This window comes from Bariatricus massiliensis, assembly GCF_900086725.1.
Lineage (GTDB): Bacteria > Bacillota > Clostridia > Lachnospirales > Lachnospiraceae > Allocoprococcus > Allocoprococcus massiliensis.
In genome coordinates this window covers 121895-142386 of record NZ_LT574837.1, presented here as the reverse complement: position 1 = coordinate 142386, position 20492 = coordinate 121895, and the positions used below count along the sequence as shown (strand labels likewise).

18 protein-coding genes are annotated in these 20492 nt (G+C 45.6%); 15 read left to right on the top strand and 3 right to left on the bottom strand.

Annotated elements, in window-relative coordinates; genetic code table 11:
• Positions 1–101 precede the first annotated feature (101 nt).
• Positions 102–380 carry a hypothetical protein gene (locus BN6465_RS06805; protein WP_066733069.1) on the top strand — a complete coding sequence of 93 codons (279 nt, stop codon included), beginning with the start codon at positions 102–104 and terminating at the stop codon, positions 378–380.
• Positions 381–394: 14 nt separating this feature from the next.
• Here the strand turns inward: BN6465_RS06805 and BN6465_RS06800 are convergent, their stop codons facing one another.
• A complete protein-coding gene (locus BN6465_RS06800) occupies positions 395–2395 on the bottom strand; it encodes an LTA synthase family protein (RefSeq protein WP_066733067.1) in 2001 nt (666 codons plus the stop codon).
• A 362-nt stretch (positions 2396–2757) separates the two neighbouring features.
• On the opposite strand from BN6465_RS06800, the gene BN6465_RS06795 reads away from it, so the two are divergent.
• From BN6465_RS06795 to BN6465_RS06745, 11 genes are all read left to right on the top strand, one after another.
• Positions 2758–3846, top strand: a complete 1089-nt coding sequence (locus tag BN6465_RS06795) for a M24 family metallopeptidase (protein WP_066733065.1) — start codon at positions 2758–2760, stop codon at positions 3844–3846.
• 171 nt (positions 3847–4017) lie between these two features.
• A complete protein-coding gene (locus tag BN6465_RS06790; protein WP_082891617.1) occupies positions 4018–4581 on the top strand; it encodes an HD domain-containing protein in 564 nt (187 codons plus the stop codon).
• 166 nt (positions 4582–4747) lie between these two features.
• Positions 4748–6526 (top strand): LCP family protein, encoded by a 1779-nt coding sequence (locus BN6465_RS06785; RefSeq protein ID WP_066733061.1) that lies wholly within the window; start codon positions 4748–4750, stop codon positions 6524–6526.
• Between the two features lie 245 nt (positions 6527–6771).
• A complete protein-coding gene (gene rpsL, locus BN6465_RS06780; RefSeq protein ID WP_066733059.1) occupies positions 6772–7194 on the top strand; it encodes a 30S ribosomal protein S12 in 423 nt (140 codons plus the stop codon).
• A gap of 271 nt (positions 7195–7465) precedes the next feature.
• Complete coding sequence (gene rpsG, locus BN6465_RS06775) at positions 7466–7936, top strand: 30S ribosomal protein S7 (protein WP_066733056.1); 471 nt, start codon at positions 7466–7468, stop codon at positions 7934–7936.
• 130 nt (positions 7937–8066) lie between these two features.
• On the top strand, positions 8067–10184 hold the full coding sequence (gene fusA / locus BN6465_RS06770) for an elongation factor G (RefSeq protein WP_066733054.1): 2118 nt from the start codon (positions 8067–8069) through the stop codon (positions 10182–10184).
• Positions 10185–10326: 142 nt separating this feature from the next.
• On the top strand, positions 10327–11520 hold the full coding sequence (tuf, locus tag BN6465_RS06765) for an elongation factor Tu (RefSeq protein ID WP_066733052.1): 1194 nt from the start codon (positions 10327–10329) through the stop codon (positions 11518–11520).
• A 377-nt stretch (positions 11521–11897) separates the two neighbouring features.
• The gene (locus tag BN6465_RS06760; RefSeq protein ID WP_066733047.1) at positions 11898–12395 is read left to right on the top strand and encodes a GNAT family N-acetyltransferase; all 498 of its coding nucleotides are present in this window, start codon (positions 11898–11900) and stop codon (positions 12393–12395) included.
• Positions 12396–12438: 43 nt separating this feature from the next.
• Positions 12439–12618, top strand: coding sequence for a hypothetical protein (locus BN6465_RS20940; RefSeq protein WP_066733045.1), 180 nt, complete (start codon positions 12439–12441; stop codon positions 12616–12618).
• A 235-nt stretch (positions 12619–12853) separates the two neighbouring features.
• Positions 12854–13957 carry a DUF2974 domain-containing protein gene (locus tag BN6465_RS06750; protein ID WP_066733043.1) on the top strand — a complete coding sequence of 368 codons (1104 nt, stop codon included), beginning with the start codon at positions 12854–12856 and terminating at the stop codon, positions 13955–13957.
• A gap of 5 nt (positions 13958–13962) precedes the next feature.
• Entirely contained in the window at positions 13963–14865 is a 903-nt protein-coding gene (locus BN6465_RS06745) for a carbohydrate kinase family protein (protein WP_082891616.1), read from the top strand.
• A 9-nt stretch (positions 14866–14874) separates the two neighbouring features.
• Here BN6465_RS06745 and BN6465_RS06740 read toward each other — a convergent pair whose 3' ends face one another.
• Entirely contained in the window at positions 14875–15903 is a 1029-nt protein-coding gene (locus BN6465_RS06740; protein ID WP_066733039.1) for a YeiH family protein, read from the bottom strand.
• Between the two features lie 166 nt (positions 15904–16069).
• Between BN6465_RS06740 and BN6465_RS06735 the strand changes: the two genes are divergently transcribed.
• A complete protein-coding gene (locus BN6465_RS06735) occupies positions 16070–16954 on the top strand; it encodes a LysR family transcriptional regulator (protein WP_066733037.1) in 885 nt (294 codons plus the stop codon).
• A gap of 72 nt (positions 16955–17026) precedes the next feature.
• Here BN6465_RS06735 and BN6465_RS06730 read toward each other — a convergent pair whose 3' ends face one another.
• Positions 17027–17812: a triose-phosphate isomerase gene (locus tag BN6465_RS06730; protein ID WP_066733033.1), complete on the bottom strand. Its 786-nt coding sequence runs from the start codon at positions 17810–17812 to the stop codon at positions 17027–17029.
• 288 nt (positions 17813–18100) lie between these two features.
• Here BN6465_RS06730 and pdxA point away from each other — a divergent pair, with 288 nt between their 5' ends.
• Positions 18101–19123 carry a 4-hydroxythreonine-4-phosphate dehydrogenase PdxA gene (gene pdxA / locus BN6465_RS06725; protein ID WP_066733028.1) on the top strand — a complete coding sequence of 341 codons (1023 nt, stop codon included), beginning with the start codon at positions 18101–18103 and terminating at the stop codon, positions 19121–19123.
• 13 nt (positions 19124–19136) lie between these two features.
• A complete protein-coding gene (locus BN6465_RS06720; RefSeq protein WP_066733026.1) occupies positions 19137–20483 on the top strand; it encodes a four-carbon acid sugar kinase family protein in 1347 nt (448 codons plus the stop codon).
• The last annotated feature ends 9 nt before the right edge of the window (positions 20484–20492 follow it).

Sequence of the window (20492 nt, the reverse complement as noted above, 5' to 3'; positions counted from 1 at the left end):
TGTATGCGGATTGATAATCGTTTGTGTTTTTCAACACGATTATACTAAAGTTGTAAAGAAACAACAACTGTTGCCTTAATAATTTATGGAGGTACTTTCAAATGAAGAAAAGTCATTTTGTGTCTGTCGCGGTGAACAATGCGATACGCAAATTAGATTTACTAAATCTAACCTTCGCGCAGAAAAGTATTATCGGATATGGCGGGTATATGCCACAGGATGTGTCGGATGTAATATCTGTGATGAAAAGCGGTAAATGGGATATATCGTCTATCATAACGCATGAGTTTCCTCTCTGTGAGATAGAAAAAGCAATTCAAACAGCTGCTGACCCACACTGCGCTTTAAATGCCATAATAGGGTTTAGGGTATGTACATAACGGCAGTTTTGAAATTAATCAAAGCTGCCGTTTAAATATTGATAATAATCTTCGTCCAATATCATCTCGGAAACGGAGAACTTGTTATATACTATCGCGGACATATTTTCGATATATTCGTTGGACACTTCTTCCTCCCCCAGAGGTGTTACGGCTCCTGTGGCCGCATTATAGAAGCATTTACCTGATATGAAGCTTCGGTCAGGAAAGCATACAAGCTGTTCGGAATCCGAGAGAATATCCTGCCCGATTAAAAGGCGGGAGTCGTAGGGGATGCCCAGCAGGTTAGAAATGGTAGGAAGGATATCCACATCGTAACAATATTTTTCTACAGTGACAGGCGCTTCCATACTCCCGGACCAGATGATTAAGCTGTTCTCATACAATTCAAACTCAGATTCCAGCTCATGTCCGGCCAGTTCGTTGAGTACATCCACGTCATTGTAAGGAATATGGTCTGCGCCGAGTACGATGAGCGTGTGGTCGGCCAGACCGTTTTCTTCCAATGTCTGCAGCAGGAGAGTCAGAGCCTTCTCCAATTCCAGCTGTGAGGCCAGATAACCTTTGGCGGTATCGGAATAGGGAAGGTCCGCTACCGCATCTTTGTTGCGGGCGGACATGCAGTTGCTCTCGAACTCATACATCATATGCCCGCTGACAGACATGTAATAGGTAAGAAAGGGTTCCGAATGTATATAATCTTCCACACTCTGAGCGATAAGCTGTACGTCCGACTGCGGCCATAATTCATAGCCGGCATCGTTCGTTTCCGGCTGGAACCAGTTGCCAGTACCATGCCAGTTGTATCTCATATTGGGGTGGGACAAATCCCGCCCGTAATAAGTATAACTGTTGTTGTGGTAGGCGTTTGCAGCATAGCCGAGAGCGCTTAACCTGCGTCCAAGTGTGAAGTACATGTTGCTCTGCCGTGTCCCGGTCTCCTTTAGGGACACACGGCCGTCAGTGGGGAGGAGCCCTGTCAGATTCGCGTATTCTCCGTCGGAGGTGCTGGCATACCAAGGCGGGGTGTAATAGTGCTGGAATACGAACCCTTCATTGGTAAGTTTGTAAAGTGTGGGAGTGCGTGTCTCGTCTATGGCATATTTTGAAAACCCTTCTGCAGTTATAAAAATCACATTATACCCCTCGAACATTCCGGTGTATTCATTTTTCCGGCTTGGAAGCTGGCTCTGGAAATATTGCGTAAGCTGTACAACGTTTCCATTGGGTGCATTCGCTGTAATTTCATCGAAATCAATATTGAGAATGTTGGGCGAAGTGTCGATTTGCTGTTCCTCTTGTTCCGGAACGGAAGTTTCCGGAGCCGCAGTTTCCGGTGTCGTGGAAGATACGGCAAGTGTTTTGGAAGGGGCGCCGAACAAAGCGTATTTTCCGTCCAGACGCGTCATTGCACATACACCGAAGGCTTCTGCCGTCATATCGGAAGATACGTTGTGATAGTAGATGTCGTAATTGCTGTACAGGCTGTGGCTGCCGGTGTGAAGAAGGAGCAGCGCGCCGCCATGGAGCAGGACACATGCTGCCATGAGGGGAAGCACTTCCAGTTTGTCAATACGGTGCCATGTGATTTTTCTGCGGCCGAAAATCCCGTATAAAATAAGAGGCAGCAAAAACAACAGAAGGACTGCCAGTTTCAGGCCAATATTTTTCAGTATGACATCCATAAAATCAAGGGCTTGTCCAGCCACGCCCAGCATACTGAAAGGAGCAAGGAACTGCTGAAATACAGAATAATATATAATTTCAGCACAAAATAAGAATACGGCCAAGATTTGGACGATCCAGATCAATATGTATTGCGGTCGTTCCGGGAATAGGGAGATAACAAGACCGAGAAAAAGTCCTAACCCTAGAATCAAAAAGATACCCGGAAGATTCAAGAAGCTGCGAACACCAAAGACGGCGGCATGAAATATGACTTCCATATAAAGAAGAAATAGTGGTATATAAAACACGGAGTAGAATCGAAATTTAAAACGAGGCTGATGTATCATAACAGTATCCTTCCCTAAAACAAAAGTTTCGCATTTTCCTTTTTTATTGTATAATAAATGTGAAGTAAATAAAAGTGTAAAAGAAAGAGGAAAGAAAATGAATCTTGCAGATATTGTCATAGGAGCATCAATCGCCGGGGCGGTGATACTGGTGTGTGTAAGGGCGTACAGAAGGCGCAAGAGAGGGGAGACAGGCTGAGGATACGGGTGCGCCGGGTGCAGCCGGAGCAAGGGAAAAAAGTGTGGGAAGTCATCTGGACTATAGTCTAGTTGCTGTTGACATATTGTACAAAAAAAGATATAATGAAGCCAGCACATTGGGGAAATGCGCCAAACTAGCAAACTTATAGGAGGAGATTACAATGGACACAAACAAAGTGAGCCGCATCTTAAAATCTATGGAGGAGAAAGGGATTCCTCAGATGATCATTTCTGACCCGGTAGCTATTTTCTATTTGACAGGAAAATGGATTGCGCCAGGAGAAAGATTATTAGCCCTCTACTTAAATGTGAACGGAAACCACAAGCTTGTTATCAACGAATTGTTCCCACAGGAAAAGGACCTTGGAGTTGAGCTTGTATGGTATAATGATATTCAGGACGGCGTTGAGATTTTGAGCCAGTTTGTTGAAAAAGACAAACCGATGGGAATCGATAAGACATGGCCGGCAAGATTCTTGATCAGACTGCAGGAACTGGGCGGAGGAAGTAAATTTATCAATGGTTCTCCGATCGTTGATTATGTAAGAATGATCAAAGATGAAGGCGAAAAAGAATTAATGCGTATATCTTCCAAGATTAATGACAAAGTCATGGAAGAATTGATTCCTTGGGTAGGAAAGGGAATGACAGAAAAAGAGCTGGAAGCTAAAGTACGTGAACTTTACGCAGCTCATGGATGCGAGGGATTATCTTTCGATCCGATTACAGCATTTGCGAAGAACGCTGCTGACCCACATCATGTGACAGATGATTCCAAAGGAAAATATGGTGACTGCGTAGTTCTTGATATCGGTGGATTCAAAGATAACTATGCGTCTGACATGACAAGAACTGTTTTCCTCGGCGAAGTATCTGAGAGACAGAAAGAAATCTACAATATCGTGCTGGAAGCGAACCTGCGTGGTATTGCTGCCGCAAAACCGGGCAATAGAATGTGCGATGTTGACCTTGCATGCCGCAACTATATCGAAGAAAAAGGATATGGACAGTACTTTACTCACAGAACAGGCCACTCTATCGGTCTGGAAGACCATGAATTCGGTGATGTATCATCTGTAAATGAAGATATCATTCAGGTTGGACAGTGCTTCTCCGTAGAACCAGGTATCTACATAGCAGAAGAGGGAATCGGCGTACGTATCGAAGACCTTGTAATTATTACAGAAGACGGATGTGAAGTATTGAACGACTTTACAAAAGATATCATTGTAGTTCCGTTTGAGGGCTAATATAGCCGCTGCAGCGGTTGGAATAAAGACAGATGCCGAGAAATCCGGCATCTGTTTTCTATAACATGGAGAACTTTGTTCCCTATGTTACAAAAACCTCCGGGGATGCGCACTTTATTCTGAGCGGGAAGAAAAGCGGCGGAGGATATGAGAAGTCAGGAGGAAGATGAGATGAACAGAGAACAGGCCCACGGCATATTGAAAAAATATATGGAGGGTGAGCGATACCTGCAGCATTCTTATGCGGTGGAGGCTATTATGAGAGGAGCCGCGGAAGTTCTGGCTCCAAATGAAATAGAATACTGGGGGATTGCCGGACTGCTGCATGATTTGGATGAAGAGCAGTGCGATTGGGAGAACCATCCGGAAGTACATGGCCCCACATCTGTTGAATTGCTGAAAAAAGAAGGAGTCCAAGACGAGCGCCTGTTCCGGGCGATTTGCGCGCATAACCCTGCCAGCGGTATAAAAGCCGCTACGCCTTTGGAGTACGCGGTTCTTGCCGCCGATCCGATGAGCGGATTTTTAAAGGCGGTAGCTCAAGTATATCCGGATAAAAAAATAGCAAGTGTGAAACATAAGTCCGTGATCAAACGGTTCAATGAGGCCCGGTTTGCGGCGGGGGCAAACCGTATGTATATGGAAGCAATAGAAGACGCGGGGATAGATTTTGACGAGTTTGTCGATATCGCGTTGGAGCAAATGCGGGAAATAGCAGAAATTTTGGAGCTTTAACATTAAGGATTGTCTGATATTCAGATAGTATTAAGAATTGGCATCAGGGAAATACAGGAAAATACGTTGACAAGGAATAAAAAAAACGATATTATATAGGAATGTAATTGTAAACTAAGTGTCACAAGACCGTAATATTTTTGTAATAAATGAAAGTGGAGAGAGTATGGAACAAAAGAAAAGAAGGCCCGCGAACAGGGCCGGCTCCGGAAATGGCAGTTCAACCAGAAATGTGAGAAGCATGAATAACAGCCGTGAAGTCAGCAGACGCACGAAAGGAAAGAACCGTTATACACGTGAAGACGACAGAAGTGCTCAGACAAGATATTACGATGATGACGATTATTATAATCCGTCTGAAAAAAGACGGAAGACCAGTGCCGGTAAGACGAGACGGCCTGAAAGAGATGATATGAAAAGGTCAAGAAGTAATGGTTCTTACGACAATAGAAATCGGAAGAACAAGAGAAGAAGAGGAAGAAGAAAGAACGGATTCAGCAAGACGCTGGGGATAATTCTGACTATTCTACAGTTTATTCTATCAGCAGTGCTTGTTGTCAATATGCTGTTCTTTAATATGCTGCCGTCGACATATGTGCTGGTTCTCGTCGGTGTGCTCGTGATTCTTCTTGGAATCACTCTGTTGACCCAGTTAGGGGCAAAGGGCAAGGGCGTTGCGGGGAAAGTATTCTGTATATTTATATGTGTGATTTTGGGAGCAGGCTCCTTTTATATCGGGAAAGTGAATAACGCCATTGGCAAAATCACGGGAGCCAATACGAAGACAAACGCTATGGTCGCGGTTGTGTTGAAGGATAACAAGGCTAACAAAATAACAGACGCGTCTGATTATAATTTCGGGGTTCAGTATGCAACCGGAGGCGATCAGGTCAAATCAACAATATCTGAGATTGAAAAAGAAATTGGAACCAGTATACAGACGACGGAGTACGACAGTATGCTGGAAGAAGCGCAGGCTCTATATGATGGAAAAGTCGATGCAATCATATTCAATGCGTCTCAGGAAAGTATAATAAAAGATAAATATGATACTTTTTCACAGGATACAAGACAGATTTACAGTCATAAAATTGTCGTGTCAATTGATAATGACGTGACCGACGCAAGTATGAATGATGTATTTGCCGTCTATTTAAGTGGAATTGATGTGTATGGTGAGATTGAGCAGAACAGCCGGAGTGATGTAAATATTATTGCGGTCGTAAATCCTAAAATCCATCAGGTATTATTGATAAGTACACCGAGGGATTACTATGTACCGATTCCTGATATATCGGGCGGCCAGCGAGACAAGCTTACGCATGCAGGTACTTATGGTATTGACAGATCAATGGCCACATTGAGCGAGCTGTATGATATTGATATTGATTTTTATGGAAGAGTTAACTTTACATCCATGATTAATATTGTAGATGCACTTGGAGGGCTGGATGTGGAATCAGATCAGGAGTTCACGACTTCAGCGGACTCAGAACACATAATGGATGTGCAATTAGGACTCAATCACTTTAATGGTGAGGAAGCTTTGGCATTTTGTAGAGAACGTTATAATCTGCCGGACGGAGATAATGACAGAGGAAGACACCAGCAGGCGGTTATCACTGCTATCATTAAAAAGATGATGTCACCGGCCATGCTGCGGGCCGCCCCGGAGATTATAGATAGTGTGAGTGCAGGAATTGACACCAATTTTACTACCGAGCAGATTCAATCTTTAATTAAAGCCCAATTGCGGAGCAATGCCAAGTGGAATATCTATTCTGTTTCGGCGGAAGGCTTCGGTGATAAGCAGATGTGCTATTCATCAGGCAGTGAACTTTTATATGTAACAATTCCAGATGAGACGTCGGTTGCCAATATCGTCGAACTTGTAAACAAGGTTGAGGAAGGCGAGGTACTGGAAGGTTCCACTGTAGCTGAATAGAGAATGTGAAAAAGGTATTTCGGGAATATGTACCGGAATGCCTTTTTTGAATCATATATAAAATAACCTGTTTTGTATAGAAATCAAGGGATTCCGGCAAAATATTTACCGGAATCCCTTGACTTTTCTATGGCGATATACTACAATAACCTAGCGTGCAAAAAATGTATCGTTATTTTTGTGCGCATTTTAAACAGAAGATGTTTAAAACGCAACCATTACCAATATCATAGGAGGTGAAAGGAATGCCAACATTCAACCAGTTAGTAAGAAAAGGACGTGAAACAGCTGTTAAAAAATCAACAGCTCCGGCTCTCCAGAAAGGATACAACTCTCTGAGAAAAAGAGCTACTGATGTATCTGCACCGCAGAAACGTGGCGTATGTACAGCAGTTAAGACAGCTACACCGAAAAAGCCTAACTCAGCGCTTAGAAAAATCGCCAGAGTTCGTCTTTCTAACGGAATCGAAGTAACAAGCTACATTCCAGGAGAAGGCCACAACCTTCAGGAGCATAGCGTTGTTCTTATCCGTGGAGGAAGGGTTAAGGACTTACCGGGTACAAGATACCATATCGTAAGAGGTACTCTTGATACAGCAGGTGTTGCAAAGAGACGTCAGGCTCGTTCCAAATACGGAGCAAAGAGACCGAAAGACGCTAAAAAGTAAGCACTTAGCGAGCGGAAGCATTAGCGCACTGCGAGGTTAGTGCGAACTTTGTTCTTTGGAGCAAAGCGACAAAGAACTACACTATGAACTATCGTATCACAAACAGAACTATGATTATAGTTGGTTGCGGGTTGAATCCAGATAGAACGCCGGAGACGGCGGTACCGAGGAGTCCCCGTGAGCCGCGACACATAGAAAGACACATGTGAGTACCGATGAATTATTCACGCAAAGCAGAAGCTTTGCCACCATGTATAAGGAGGGAAGAACCGTGCCACGTAAAGGACATACTCAAAAAAGAGACGTATTAGCGGATCCATTATACAATAACAAGGTTGTTACCAAACTTATCAACAACATCATGCTTGATGGTAAGAAAGGTGTAGCACAGAAAATTGTATATGGCGCATTTGAGAGAATTGCAGAGAAGGCTGACAAGCCGGCAATCGAAGTATTTGAAGAAGCAATGAACAACATCATGCCGGTACTGGAAGTAAAGGCTAGACGTATCGGTGGAGCAACATATCAGGTACCGATTGAAGTAAGAGCAGAAAGAAGACAGGCTTTAGCTCTTCGCTGGTTAACATTGTACTCTCGTAAAAGAGGCGAAAAGACAATGGAAGAAAGACTGGCAAATGAACTTCTTGATGCGGCAAACAACACTGGCGCATCAGTAAAGAAGAAAGAAGATATGCACAAGATGGCAGAAGCAAACAAAGCGTTTGCACACTACAGATTCTAAGCTAGAGCACTTAACGAGGTGCCTCACGAGTTTAGTGCGAAGCTTGTTCTTCGTAACTTGGCGAGGTGTTTTCAAGCCTAGGCTAGAAGAACTACCATATATGTGTAACTATTTATAGGAGGAAAAAATCTTGGCTGGAAGAGAATATCCATTAGAGAGAACCAGAAATATCGGTATTATGGCTCACATTGATGCTGGTAAGACTACGCTGACAGAACGTATCTTATACTATACCGGTGTTAACTATAAGATTGGTGACACTCATGAGGGTACTGCTACCATGGACTGGATGGAGCAGGAACAGGAAAGAGGAATCACAATTACTTCAGCAGCTACGACATGTCATTGGACTTTGGAAGAAGAAACAAAGCCTAAAAAAGGTGCTCTCGAACATCGTATCAATATCATTGATACTCCGGGACACGTTGACTTTACCGTAGAAGTTGAACGTTCACTTCGTGTACTGGATGGTGCCGTAGGTGTATTCTGTGCTAAGGGTGGTGTTGAGCCTCAGTCAGAAAACGTATGGCGTCAGGCAGACACATACAATGTACCGCGAATGGCTTTCATCAACAAGATGGACATTTTAGGTGCAGATTTCTACAATGCAGTAGAACAGATTAAGACAAGATTAGGCAAGAACGCAATCTGTCTTCAGCTTCCGATTGGAAAAGAAGACGATTTCAAGGGAATCATCGACTTGATGGAGATGCAGGCCTATATCTATAATGATGAAAAAGGTGAAGATATCAGTGTTACAGAGATTCCGGAAGAAATGAAGGACGACGCAGAACTTTACCGTACAGAATTAGTAGAAAAAATCTGTGAGCTGGATGACGAACTGATGATGATGTACCTCGAGGATGAGGTTCCGTCTGTCGATCAGTTAAAAGCAGTATTAAGAAAAGCGACATGCGAATGTACAGCAGTTCCGGTTTGCTGTGGTACAGCTTACAGAAACAAAGGTGTTCAGAAACTTCTGGACGCAGTTGTTGAATATATGCCGGCGCCGACAGACATCCCGGCTATCGAGGGTGTTGATGCTGACGGCAACGAAGTAGTAAGACATTCATCTGACGATGAACCGTTCTCAGCACTGGCATTTAAGATTATGACAGACCCGTTCGTTGGTAAACTTGCTTACTTCCGTGTTTACTCAGGTTCCGTTAATTCAGGTTCCTACGTACTGAACGCGACAAAGGGCAAAAAAGAACGTGTCGGCCGTATCCTGCAGATGCATGCTAACAAGAGAGCAGAGCTGGACAAAGTATATGCCGGAGATATTGCGGCTGCAATCGGATTTAAGTTTACTACCACAGGTGATACCATCTGTGATGAGAGACATCCGGTAATTCTTGAGTCCATGGAATTTCCAGAACCGGTTATCGAGCTTGCTATCGAGCCGAAGACAAAGGCTTCTCAGGGAAAACTTGGAGAATCTCTTGCAAAACTTGCAGAAGAAGACCCGACATTCCGTGCTCATACTGATCAGGAGACAGGTCAGACAATCATCGCCGGAATGGGTGAACTTCATCTTGAAATTATCGTAGACAGACTTCTGCGTGAATTCAAAGTAGAGGCAAATGTTGGCGCTCCTCAGGTTGCTTACAAAGAGTCTTTCACCAAACCGGTGGATGTAGACAGCAAATATGCTAAGCAGTCCGGTGGACGTGGACAGTACGGACATTGTAAAGTTAAGTTCGAGCCAATGGATGTCAATGGTGAAGAACTTTATAAATTTGATTCCAGCGTTGTCGGCGGTGCGATTCCGAAGGAATACATCCCGGCAGTAGGAGAAGGTATCGAGGAAGCTATGAAGGCCGGTACACTGGGAGGATTCCCGGTTGTTGGTATTCACGCGACCGTATATGATGGGTCTTACCATGAAGTCGATTCAAGTGAAATGGCATTCCACATCGCAGGTTCTCTTGCGTTCAAGGATGCTATGAAGAAGGCTTCACCGGTACTTCTTGAGCCAATCATGAAAGTAGAAGTAACAATGCCGGAGGAATACATGGGGGATGTTATCGGTGACATTAACTCCAGACGTGGCCGTATCGAAGGTATGGACGATTTGGGTGGCGGTAAGATAGTTAGAGGATATGTTCCGCTTTCTGAAATGTTCGGTTACTCAACAGACTTACGTTCCAAGACACAGGGACGTGGAAACTACTCAATGTTCTTTGAGAAATATGAGCCGGTTCCGAAGTCAGTTCAAGAGAAAGTATTGTCTAACAAGGGTGCTTAGTCATTTTTTGTAAAGACAGTAAAAAAATGTGAAAAAGGCTTGAAAAACTGTAGTATTTGAAATATAATCAGAATTAGCCGAGTAAAAACATCGAAAATAAAAAAATGCCCAAAAGGGTGCTATATTAAGGAGGATATTCAAAATGGCAAAAGCTAAATTTGAAAGAAACAAACCACATTGTAATATCGGTACAATCGGTCACGTTGACCATGGTAAAACTACTCTGACAGCTGCTATCACAAAGACTCTTTCTGAAAGAGTTGCTGGTAATGCTGCAGTAGATTTTGAAAACATCGATAAAGCTCCGGAAGAAAGAGAACGTGGTATCACAATCTCTACAGCTCACGTTGAGTATGAGACAGAGAACCGTCACTACGCTCACGTAGACTGCCCGGGACATGCTGACTACGTTAAGAACATGATCACAGGTGCAGCTCAGATGGATGGTGCTATCCTTGTTGTTGCTGCTACTGATGGTGTTATGGCTCAGACAAGAGAGCATATTCTGCTTTCTCGTCAGGTAGGTGTACCTTACATCGTTGTATTCATGAACAAATGTGACATGGTAGACGATGAAGAACTTCTTGAATTAGTAGAGATGGAAATCCGTGAACTTCTTGACGAGTACGAATTCCCGGGAGATGACACTCCGATTATTCAGGGTTCTGCTCTGAAAGCTCTTGAAGATCCTTCAGGAGAATGGGGAGACAAGATCATGGAACTTATGGCAGCAGTAGATTCTTATATTCCGGATCCACAGCGTGCTACAGACCAGCCGTTCCTTATGCCTGTAGAGGATGTATTCTCTATCACAGGACGTGGTACAGTTGCTACAGGTAGAGTAGAACGTGGTGTTCTTCATGTATCTGAAGAAGTTGAAATCGTTGGTATCAAAGAAGAAACACGTAAAGTTGTTGTAACTGGTATCGAAATGTTCCGTAAACTTCTTGACGAAGCTCAGGCTGGTGATAACATTGGTGCTCTTCTTCGTGGTGTTCAGAGAGACGAGATCGAAAGAGGTCAGGTTCTTGTTAAACCAGGTTCTGTAAAATGTCATCACAAATTTACAGCTCAGGTTTACGTTCTGACAAAAGATGAAGGTGGACGTCATACTCCGTTCTTCAACAACTACAGACCGCAGTTCTACTTCAGAACAACAGACGTTACAGGTGTATGTAACCTTCCTGAAGGTGTAGAAATGTGCATGCCTGGTGACAACGTAGAGATGTCTATCGAATTGATTCATCCGGTAGCTATGGAGCAGGGTCTCCGTTTCGCTATCCGTGAAGGTGGACGTACAGTAGGTTCAGGCCGTGTTGCTACTATCATTGAGTAATCATTGATTTAGAATCAAATATTATTAAAGAAGCCCGCAATCCTTTGTTTTTTCAAGGGGTTGCGGTTTTTCTTTTTGAGAAAAAGTACAAAATAAAATTGTAAAAGATGTAAATTCATATATAATGAGAGTGAAGGATAAAAGGCGATTGAATAATAGATTGTGAAATTCTGTTCGGGCATTGGGGGCATGGTAGGCGTTAAAAGATTACAAATGATTAAAAGACCCAATTTATGGGTATATTAGTATACCGACGTAAGCAAATTATCAGTGAATTCATAGTAAATTAATCGAAGTCGTTTCGGCAGAAAAATTTGCCGGAGATGTGCCACGGGAAAAAACAGCGGAAAAGAGTGCGTTTTCGGAAGGAAGAAGAAATGAGTAATTATTCATTTAGAAAAGCAGAAAAAAAGGATATTGTAAGTATTTTAAAAATATATAACTCAAATACGAGCTTTTTAAAGAATCATTTAGGCAGTGCTAAAGTTGACGAGAGGTTTATAGAAAATGAGTTAACAGAAATGGAGAAGATGAATTTCTTGTCCTCGGTGATTGTCTCCAACGATACAGAACAAGTGATAGGTGTTATTGATTATAAAGCAGACGATACAGTTTATCTGTCTCTCATAATGTTAGACGCAGAATTGCAAAGGCAGGGTATCGGGAAAAAGCTGTATAATCAGTTTGAAAAAGAGATGAAAACTATTGGGAAAGACAAAATTCGTATTGACGTTGTAAACGATTATAATAATAATGTGATCCCATTTTGGGAAAAGCAAGGTTTTATATCACAAGAGACTATTGTGCTTGAATGGGGAAATAAGAAATCCCCTGCAATAGTGATGACAAAAAAATTGGGAGAACAGAGTAATTGACAATAAGATTAGTAACAAGCTTGGAATAGTAGCGAGCATAAACATGGAGAAGACATTAAGGTGTTATGAGAAGGAAGCACCTTTACCATTTACAGCATTTCAATTTGGAGCGCCCAAAGAAGTAAGAGTTTCAAATGTAATTGTGGAAGCGAGGCTGGAGCAGATATGCGATGTGTGTGGAATTAAGCTTCGCGAGGGAAAGAGATTAGGGGGGATTGGATGAATTCATGTAAATGCATCGCCCGTCCATGAGAAGCCCCATTTTCATGACAGGGTTTGGGCAAGAAAACTCGTAAGAATTTTACCCGGAGAAAGTACAATAACATTGACAAGGTCGCTCTCTCACTTTATAATATCCCTAGCTTTGACTTGTTTAAGAGAGGGGCATTAGATAAATGAGCATCCTATAGAAGACTTACAGTGAATGCAGAAGAATAGTGGAAGGAGAAATACGTTCGATGCCGAATATAATGGATTATCTACAATGGAGAGGGGATTTGACATTATCTCAGTCCCCATTTTGCGAGGTTGACAATCTGATTTTGTCATATTTATCTTATGTAAATTTAGATGGGATAGCGCCTGCTCCCCAGATGGGGGCAATGACGGTGAAGGAGGCGTCAGATTTGTTTTTTGACTTGTATTCTCCGGAGTGTTTGAAAGCGGACCGCTCTTTTATACGGCTGGCTCCGTATGTAATGGAGGCCATGGCTGGGTCTCCTAGATTTTGTAATGCCAAAATCCAGAATTATGTGAATGAACTGGCTTTTGATGAGCAATTCCAATTTGCGGCTTTGGAGGTGGTTCTGGATGATGGGACTTCGTACATTGCATACCGAGGGACGGATGATACGATTGTGGGATGGAAAGAGGATTTTCAACTCAGTGCGGGTGTGGTTCCAGCTCAGAGGAAGGCAGCTGATTATCTGAATGAGGTGGCCGGTAACAGCATGAGGAAACTGTGGGTAGGAGGACACTCTAAGGGCGGCAATCTGGCGGTATATGCGGCGGCTATGTGTGAGCCGAATGTGCAGGAACGGATTGAGGTCGTCTACTGTAATGACGGGCCGGGGTTTTTGGGCACCTTTTTGACTACTTCAGGCTTTCAGCGTATTCTGCCTAAAATACAAAGATTCGTGCCTGAAGCGTCTGTTATTGGAATGATATTGGAACATGGAGATGAACCGACAGTAATCAGCAGTTCTCAGAAAGGGATTCTCCAGCATGACGGCCTGTCGTGGGAAGTGCTTGGGGCTAGATTTTTGAAAAAGGAAAAAATTGACAGGAGAACGGAGATTTTTAACGATACATTACATAATTGGCTTGAAAATTTAGAGCCGGACATGAGGGCGGAAGTCGTTGGTGATTTCTTTTCTGTATTAGAGGCTACCGGGGCGCAGACGCTTACCGGCCTTCAGGAAGGCGGGCTGCGTTATGTTTCCGTAATGATGAAGAAGGCAGAGTCCCTCCGCCCGGAGACAAAGACTGCCGTAGATGACTTGTTGAAGAGTCTGTTTGGGCATTTGAAAGAATTAGTTCTGGATAGTGAAAAAGAGGGATAGTGGATATGAGGATTCTTGTTATAGGGGCGGCCATTTTGGATGTTCTTGCAGTGCCTGTAGAGCGGGAAGTCTTTCAAAGTGGCTCGTATCCGGCCGACAATATTCAAATGTCACCGGGCGGAGACGCGCTCAATGAAGCTGTAGTATTGGCGGGACTTGGGGCTGAAGTTTCGCTGGAGACGGTTGTGGGAGATGACATGGCAGGAGAATTGCTGCGGGACTACTGCGAAAAACGGGGCGTAATAATTGGAAGAGAGCAATTCAAAAGTGGGTTGTCCACTGGAATTAATGTAGTTCTTGTACAGAAAAACGGTGAGCGGAGCTTTCTCACCAACTCAAGAGGAAGTCTGCGCAGACTTCAAATCTCGGATATCCATATGCCGTTTCCGAAAGAGGCAAAGATTCTCTGTTTTGCCAGTATCTTTGTGTTTCCGAAGATTAAGACAGAACAGTTGGTGTCTCTTTTCTCTAAAGCAAAGGAGCAGGGGATGATTGTGTGTGCGGACATGACAAAACGTAAGAATGGGGAGACACTTGCTGATATCGCCCCTGCGCTGGCTTATGTAGATTATTTGTTCCCGAATGCGGAGGAAGCCGCGCTGGTGACAGGTGAAACAGAGATACGGCAGTCAGCTCAGGCTTTTTTGGAAGCAGGAGTCAAACACGTTGTTATCAAGTGTGGTTCCGATGGGTGTTACATAAAAAGTAATACCGAGGAAGCGCTGGTTCCAGCCGAGAAGGGGGTCAACTGTGTGGATACTACCGGAGCTGGGGATAGCTTTGTGGCAGGATTTCTTTTGGCCCTCTCTCGTGGAAAAGAATTGCGGGAGTGCGCAAAATACGCAAATTGGTGTGGAGCCCGCGCGGTGGAGAAAGTCGGTGCGACGACCTGGATTGATGGCATATAGAAGCGGGCGTTACCAGATACCTAGCAGACGCTGCATCAAGAGACTTACCCCGGTGATGCCAATCCAGCAGCACAAGCCCATGATGATTGGCTTTCCTCCGGTCTTCACCAATTTTACGATATTGGTATTCAGGCCGATGGCGCTCATGGCTAATACAATGAAGAACTTGCTCAGTGTCTTGATCGGGGCAAAAAAGTCCGGGGAAACACCGGCTTCAATCGCAACGGTCGTTATGACGGAGGCGAGGATAAAGTAGAGGATAAAGAAAGGGAAAATCTTTTTGAAATCTACTTTTTGTCCGTCGGCTTTTGCGTTTTTCGTGCGGATAAAAGCCAAAACTAAAGTAATGGGTATAATAGCCAATGTACGTGTCAGCTTGACGGTCACTGCCTTGTCCAGTGTGGCGGAGCCCAGCTGGTAGAGCGAATCCCATGTAGAAGCTGCCGCAGTCACGGAGGAAGTATCATTTACTGCAGTTCCGGCAAAGATTCCGAAGGCCTCCCCGCTCCCTGTGGAAAATCCAATCAGAGCCCCGAAGGCGGGGAATAATAAGGCGGCCAGAACATTGAAGAAAAAGATAACGGAGATAGCCTGAGCGACCTCTTCATCGTCGGCGTCAATGACCGGCGCGGTGGCCGCAATGGCAGAGCCGCCACAGATGGAAGAGCCTACGCCCACCAGAGTAGAGATTTTACCCGGTATGTGCATTGCACGGTGCAGGACATAGGAAATAATCAGCGAGGTGGAGATTGTGGCGATGATAATCGGCAGGGACTGTCTTCCTGTCTCTAAAATGACAGACAAGTTCAGACCAAATCCGAGTAAAATGACAGCGTACTGCAGCACTTTTTTTGATGTGAATGTGATTCCGTCTTGAAATGCGGTTTTATCTTTCAAAAACAATGTGATGACCATACCGGCAATGATCGCGAAGACCGGCCCGCCTATTATAGGAAATTTCTGGCCTAGCAGCCAGCATGGTACGGAGATGATAAGGCATAGGAGCATGCCTTTCCAATTTTTCTTAATAAAGTTCATAATAATCCCTCTTTCTCATCTTTATAAATCATTTGTAAACACTATCGATTATGCCATAGAGGCACACTTTCTTGTATACAATATCATAAAAATATAATCAAGAGAAATTATATATATTTATTTAATGATAAAAATATATTATAATAATGAAAAAGGGGGTAAGAGTATGCAGGATTTTAGGATGGAGACATTTCTGGCGGTATGTGAATATATGAACTTTACCAAAGCGGCACAAAAGCTGGGACTTACACAGCCGGCTGTATCCCAGCATATTCACTATCTTGAAAATGAATACCAAGTACAGCTTTTTTCATTGAACGGAAGGAGAGTCCAGCTTACAGAGGCGGGCAAGATGTTGAAAAGCGCGGCGCTCAGTATTAAACATGATGAGATACATCTCAAGAATAAAATGAAAAGAACCGGAGAAAAGAAAAAAGAATATCTTTTTGGGGCCACACTTACCGTGGCCGAGTATATTCTGCCCCAGAGGCTGGTAGAATTCCACAGGCTGCATCCGGAAAGTAAGATATCCATGCATGTGGGAAATACCAAAGAGCTCAGAGAGAAGATAGACTCCGGGGAATTAGATTTTGCCGTAGTAGAAGGGTATTTCCCGAAAGAAGATTATGAATCGATTCATTTTAGCAGTGAGAATTATCTTCCGGTATGTATCGGCGAGAAGGCGGAACGATATCGAGGCGCTGATATGAGGGAGCTGCTTGACGAGACGCTCATAGTGCGCGAGGAAGGTTCCGGGACAAGGGAAGTGTTGGAAAAAATATTGGCGGAACAAAGCCTTTGTATCCAAGATTTCAAAAATGTTCTAGAAATAGGGAATATTTCTGTGATAAAGATGCTCGCCATTGAAGGATGCGGGATAACGTTCTTGTATGAGGCTGCGGTGGCGGAAGAGATAAAGAGGCATAAGCTCCGCCGGATTGCCTTGTCCGATTGGAATTATTCTCATAACATTATGTTTATTTTCCGCAAGGGAAGTATCTTTAAAGAAGATTACAGAGATATATTTGAACAATTGAACGGCACCAAATAAAGGGAAAGAATTCTATGCACAGCGCCAATGCAGGAAGCGTGCTGCGGTAGGATTCTCTCCCTTCTTTTGCTTTTAGGCCATAGACTCTCTGGTCTTTTTAGCGTCGCGAATCAATTTGTCAAATTTGTCAGCATCCCAAGCGGCACGGCCTGTGAACAACCCGTCTATGGACGGCTGTACAATCAGTTCATTGGCATTGCCCGGATTTACGCTTCCGCCGTAAAGCACTGGAATTTCAGCAGACGCTTCACCGAAAATCTCCTGAAGGCATTCTTTGATTACTTTGTGCATCTCTTCGGCATAATCCGCGCTGGCCGGTGTGCCGTTTACTCCGATGGACCACACCGGTTCATAGGCCACCCAGATTTTGCCTATATTATCGGCGGATACACCATAGAATCCTACCTTCAATTGTGTGCGCAGTACTTCGGGGCTGATGCCGAATTCTTTTTCTTCGGCTGTCTCGCCGATGCACAAAAGAGTTGTGAAGCCATGGTTCAAGGCGGCTTTTACCTTTTTATTTTCCTCCGCGTCCGTTTCTCCGAAGACATGGCGTCTCTCGGAGTGGCCGATCATCACTAAATCAAGCCCCAGCTCTTTTAACATAAGAGGAGAGATTTCCCCTGTGAATTGTCCCTGATCTTCCCAACACATATTCTGTGCGCCGAGCATTACATAATTTCTGTCTACATTCTTTGTGGCGCTCTCCAGCGTAGTATAAGACGGAATAATAAAAAGTTCAATTTCGTCCCGGCTTATATCCTTTGTGTTTTCCACCAGTTTCTGCAAATAAGCCACGGTCTCTTCGATGGTCTTATACATTTTCAGATTGCTGCCAAAGTAAAGTTTTTTCTGCATAGTCTCCTCCTTTAATGAATCCTTGTCTTAGGGATTGGATTGTATCCAATGAAATTATACTACGATAGGAAAAGAAATACAATATTTTTAACAAACGAAAAAACGAAAGAAAACGAAAAATACTTGGAGAATATTTATTTAAAATGCATAAAAATGAGGAGCGAAAAATGGGTATACTAACAAAATTACAAAAAACAGTTGCGGAAACGATAAATAGGAGATAAAATTAAATTACGAACAGAAGTAAAACGCAACTATAAACGAAAATAAATGAAAGGAAGAACGTAAATGAGCGAAATGAGATTCAAACCAGTCACAGCTATCACCATGGGGGACCCGGCCGGCATCGGGCCGGAGATTGTGGTCGGCACCATGCTGGCTCAGGAGATCCATGAATGCTGCCGTCCCTTCGTCATCGGGAGCATTGCCATCATGGAGCGGGCGGCCAAGGTACTCGGCAAAGAGCTGAAGTACAACAAGATCCAAGACCCGGCGGAGGCCAAGTATGAGTTCGGGACCGTGGACGTGCTGGAGACCGGAGAATACGACACGGATTCTATCCAGTGGGGACAGGTGCAGGAGCTGGCCGGCCGGATGGCCATCGACTGGATCATGAAGTCCATCGAGCTTGGCATGGCAGGGAAAGTGGACGCGGTATCCACCGCGCCTATCCACAAGGGGGCCATCAAGCTGGTGGGCATCAAGGAGCCGGGGCATACGGAGATCTACCAGCACCAGACCAACTCCCCCTACGCACTGACCATGTTCTCCTGCCACAAGCTGGGGGTCTTCTTCGTGAGCCGCCATATGTCGCTGGTGGACGCCTGCCACTATGCCACCAAGGATGTGGTGCTCGAGAATGTCATCAACATCGACAAGGAGCTGCGCAAGGTGGGGATTGAGAATCCGTATATCGCCGTGGCCGGGCTGAACCCCCACAACGGGGACAACGGGCTGTTCGGGACGGAGGAGATTACCGAACTGGAGCCGGCCGTGAAGGCGGCGCAGGAGATGGGGATCAACGCCGTAGGGCCGTGCCCGGCGGATTCCGTGTTCCATATCGGGAAATCAGGGAAGTACGACGCCATCCTTTCCCTGTACCACGATCAGGGGCATATCGCCTGCAAGACACTGGACTTTGAGAAGTCCGTGACCCTGACCTTCGGCCTGCCCTTCATCCGCAGCTCCGTGGACCACGGGACTGCCTTCGATATCGCGGGCAAGGGCATCGCGGGCTGCGTGAGCCTGATCGAGTCCACAAAGGTGGTGGCAGAGTACGCGGCGAAGCAGCATGAGAGCAAGGTAGAGTAGAGGAGGTAGGGCTATGCCATTGATTGGTTCCGTAGCAGATGACCTGACCGGAGCGACCACCACAGGGGTGCTGCTCGCCCGGAGCAAGGCAAGGACCGCAGTATTTTTTAATGTAGAAGCAGCCCAGAAGGGCGAAGGGGTGGAGGAGCTGGACGCCATCCTCATCAGCAGCAACAGTCGGGCCCTCCCGGCCAATGAGGCCTATGGGAAGGTGAAGGCTGCCACGGACGCCCTGAAAGAGATGGGCGTGAAGTATTTCCAGAAGCGGATCGACACGACCCTGCGGGGCGGTGTGGGCGTGGAGATAGACGCCATGCTGGACCAGCTGCCGGAGGGGACCGTGGCGGTGGTAGTGCCGGCCATGCCCCAGTCCCGGCGGATACTGGTCGGGGGCTATTCCGTGATAGACGGCGTGGCGCTGATCAACACGCCGGTGGCGAAGGACGTGCGCACCCCGGTGAAGGAGAACTATATCCCCCGCCTGCTGTCCGGGCAGACGAGAAGGAAGGTAGGGCTGGTGACCTTGGATAAGGTGCTGGCAGGGGATGAGGCCATCCGGGAAGCGCTGAAAGAGCAGCGTGGGGCAGGCTGTGAGGTCATCGTGGTGGACGGCATCACGCTGGAGGATGTGGAGAACATCGCACAGGCCTGCATCTCCCTGAACTGGAATGTGGTGACCGTGGACCCGGGCCCCTTTACCGCAAAGATGGCCTATTACCGGGATCTGATCCAGGAGGAGGAGCCGAACCTGCCGCCCGAGGCAGAAGAGGCGGGAAAGACCGTGCTGATCGCGGCGGGGAGCGCCACCCCGGTGACAAAGAAGCAGATGGGCATCCTGTGCGAGGACGCAAGGCATGTGCGCATCAGCGTAGAGCCGCTGCCGCTGATCGAGGGCGGGGACGAGGCGCTGGATGAAGTATACCGCGCGGTACATAAGGCGGTGGAGCTCCTGAAGTCAGGGGAGCAGCCCCGCGCCATCCTGTTCGAGACGGCGCTCCACGGGGAGCTGCTGAATCTGGATGAGGAGGACGCGAAGCGCCACTATGCAGGGGGCATGAGCGCGGACCGGATCAATGCAGGTCTGGGCATGATCATCGCCCAAGTGCTGGAAATTGTAGGAAGAGAGCGGATCGCGGGGCTCTACACGACGGGAGGGGACACGATGGTGAACGTGTGCTACCAGCTGGGCGTAGAGTGCATTGAAGTGATGGACTATGTGATACCGCAGACGGACGTGGGACGGCTGGTAGGAAGCCCCTATGACGGTCTGCCGGTAGTAGGGAAAGGCGGCCTCACGGGGAACGACAATACAGCCTGTGATATCGTGACAAGGTTATTCAGAGAAGCAGCCAGAAAATAAGTCTCAAGG

Excerpts from the sequence above, each read along its gene's own strand:
- pdxA (WP_066733028.1), top strand. The coding sequence starts at position 18,101 with ATGAGCGAAATGAGATTCAAACCAGTCACAGCTATCACCATGGGGGAC.
- rpsL (WP_066733059.1), top strand. The coding sequence starts at position 6,772 with ATGCCAACATTCAACCAGTTAGTAAGAAAAGGACGTGAAACAGCTGTT.
- BN6465_RS06745 (WP_082891616.1), top strand. The coding sequence starts at position 13,963 with ATGAGGATTCTTGTTATAGGGGCGGCCATTTTGGATGTTCTTGCAGTG.
- BN6465_RS20940 (WP_066733045.1), top strand. The coding sequence starts at position 12,439 with ATGGAGAAGACATTAAGGTGTTATGAGAAGGAAGCACCTTTACCATTT.
- BN6465_RS06740 (WP_066733039.1), bottom strand. The coding sequence starts at position 15,903 with ATGAACTTTATTAAGAAAAATTGGAAAGGCATGCTCCTATGCCTTATC.
- tuf (WP_066733052.1), top strand. The coding sequence starts at position 10,327 with ATGGCAAAAGCTAAATTTGAAAGAAACAAACCACATTGTAATATCGGT.
- BN6465_RS06735 (WP_066733037.1), top strand. The coding sequence starts at position 16,070 with ATGCAGGATTTTAGGATGGAGACATTTCTGGCGGTATGTGAATATATG.
- BN6465_RS06790 (WP_082891617.1), top strand. The coding sequence starts at position 4,018 with ATGAACAGAGAACAGGCCCACGGCATATTGAAAAAATATATGGAGGGT.
- BN6465_RS06795 (WP_066733065.1), top strand. The coding sequence starts at position 2,758 with ATGGACACAAACAAAGTGAGCCGCATCTTAAAATCTATGGAGGAGAAA.
- BN6465_RS06800 (WP_066733067.1), bottom strand. The coding sequence starts at position 2,395 with ATGATACATCAGCCTCGTTTTAAATTTCGATTCTACTCCGTGTTTTAT.
- BN6465_RS06720 (WP_066733026.1), top strand. The coding sequence starts at position 19,137 with ATGCCATTGATTGGTTCCGTAGCAGATGACCTGACCGGAGCGACCACC.
- BN6465_RS06805 (WP_066733069.1), top strand. The coding sequence starts at position 102 with ATGAAGAAAAGTCATTTTGTGTCTGTCGCGGTGAACAATGCGATACGC.
- BN6465_RS06785 (WP_066733061.1), top strand. The coding sequence starts at position 4,748 with ATGGAACAAAAGAAAAGAAGGCCCGCGAACAGGGCCGGCTCCGGAAAT.
- BN6465_RS06760 (WP_066733047.1), top strand. The coding sequence starts at position 11,898 with ATGAGTAATTATTCATTTAGAAAAGCAGAAAAAAAGGATATTGTAAGT.
- BN6465_RS06750 (WP_066733043.1), top strand. The coding sequence starts at position 12,854 with ATGCCGAATATAATGGATTATCTACAATGGAGAGGGGATTTGACATTA.
- BN6465_RS06730 (WP_066733033.1), bottom strand. The coding sequence starts at position 17,812 with ATGCAGAAAAAACTTTACTTTGGCAGCAATCTGAAAATGTATAAGACC.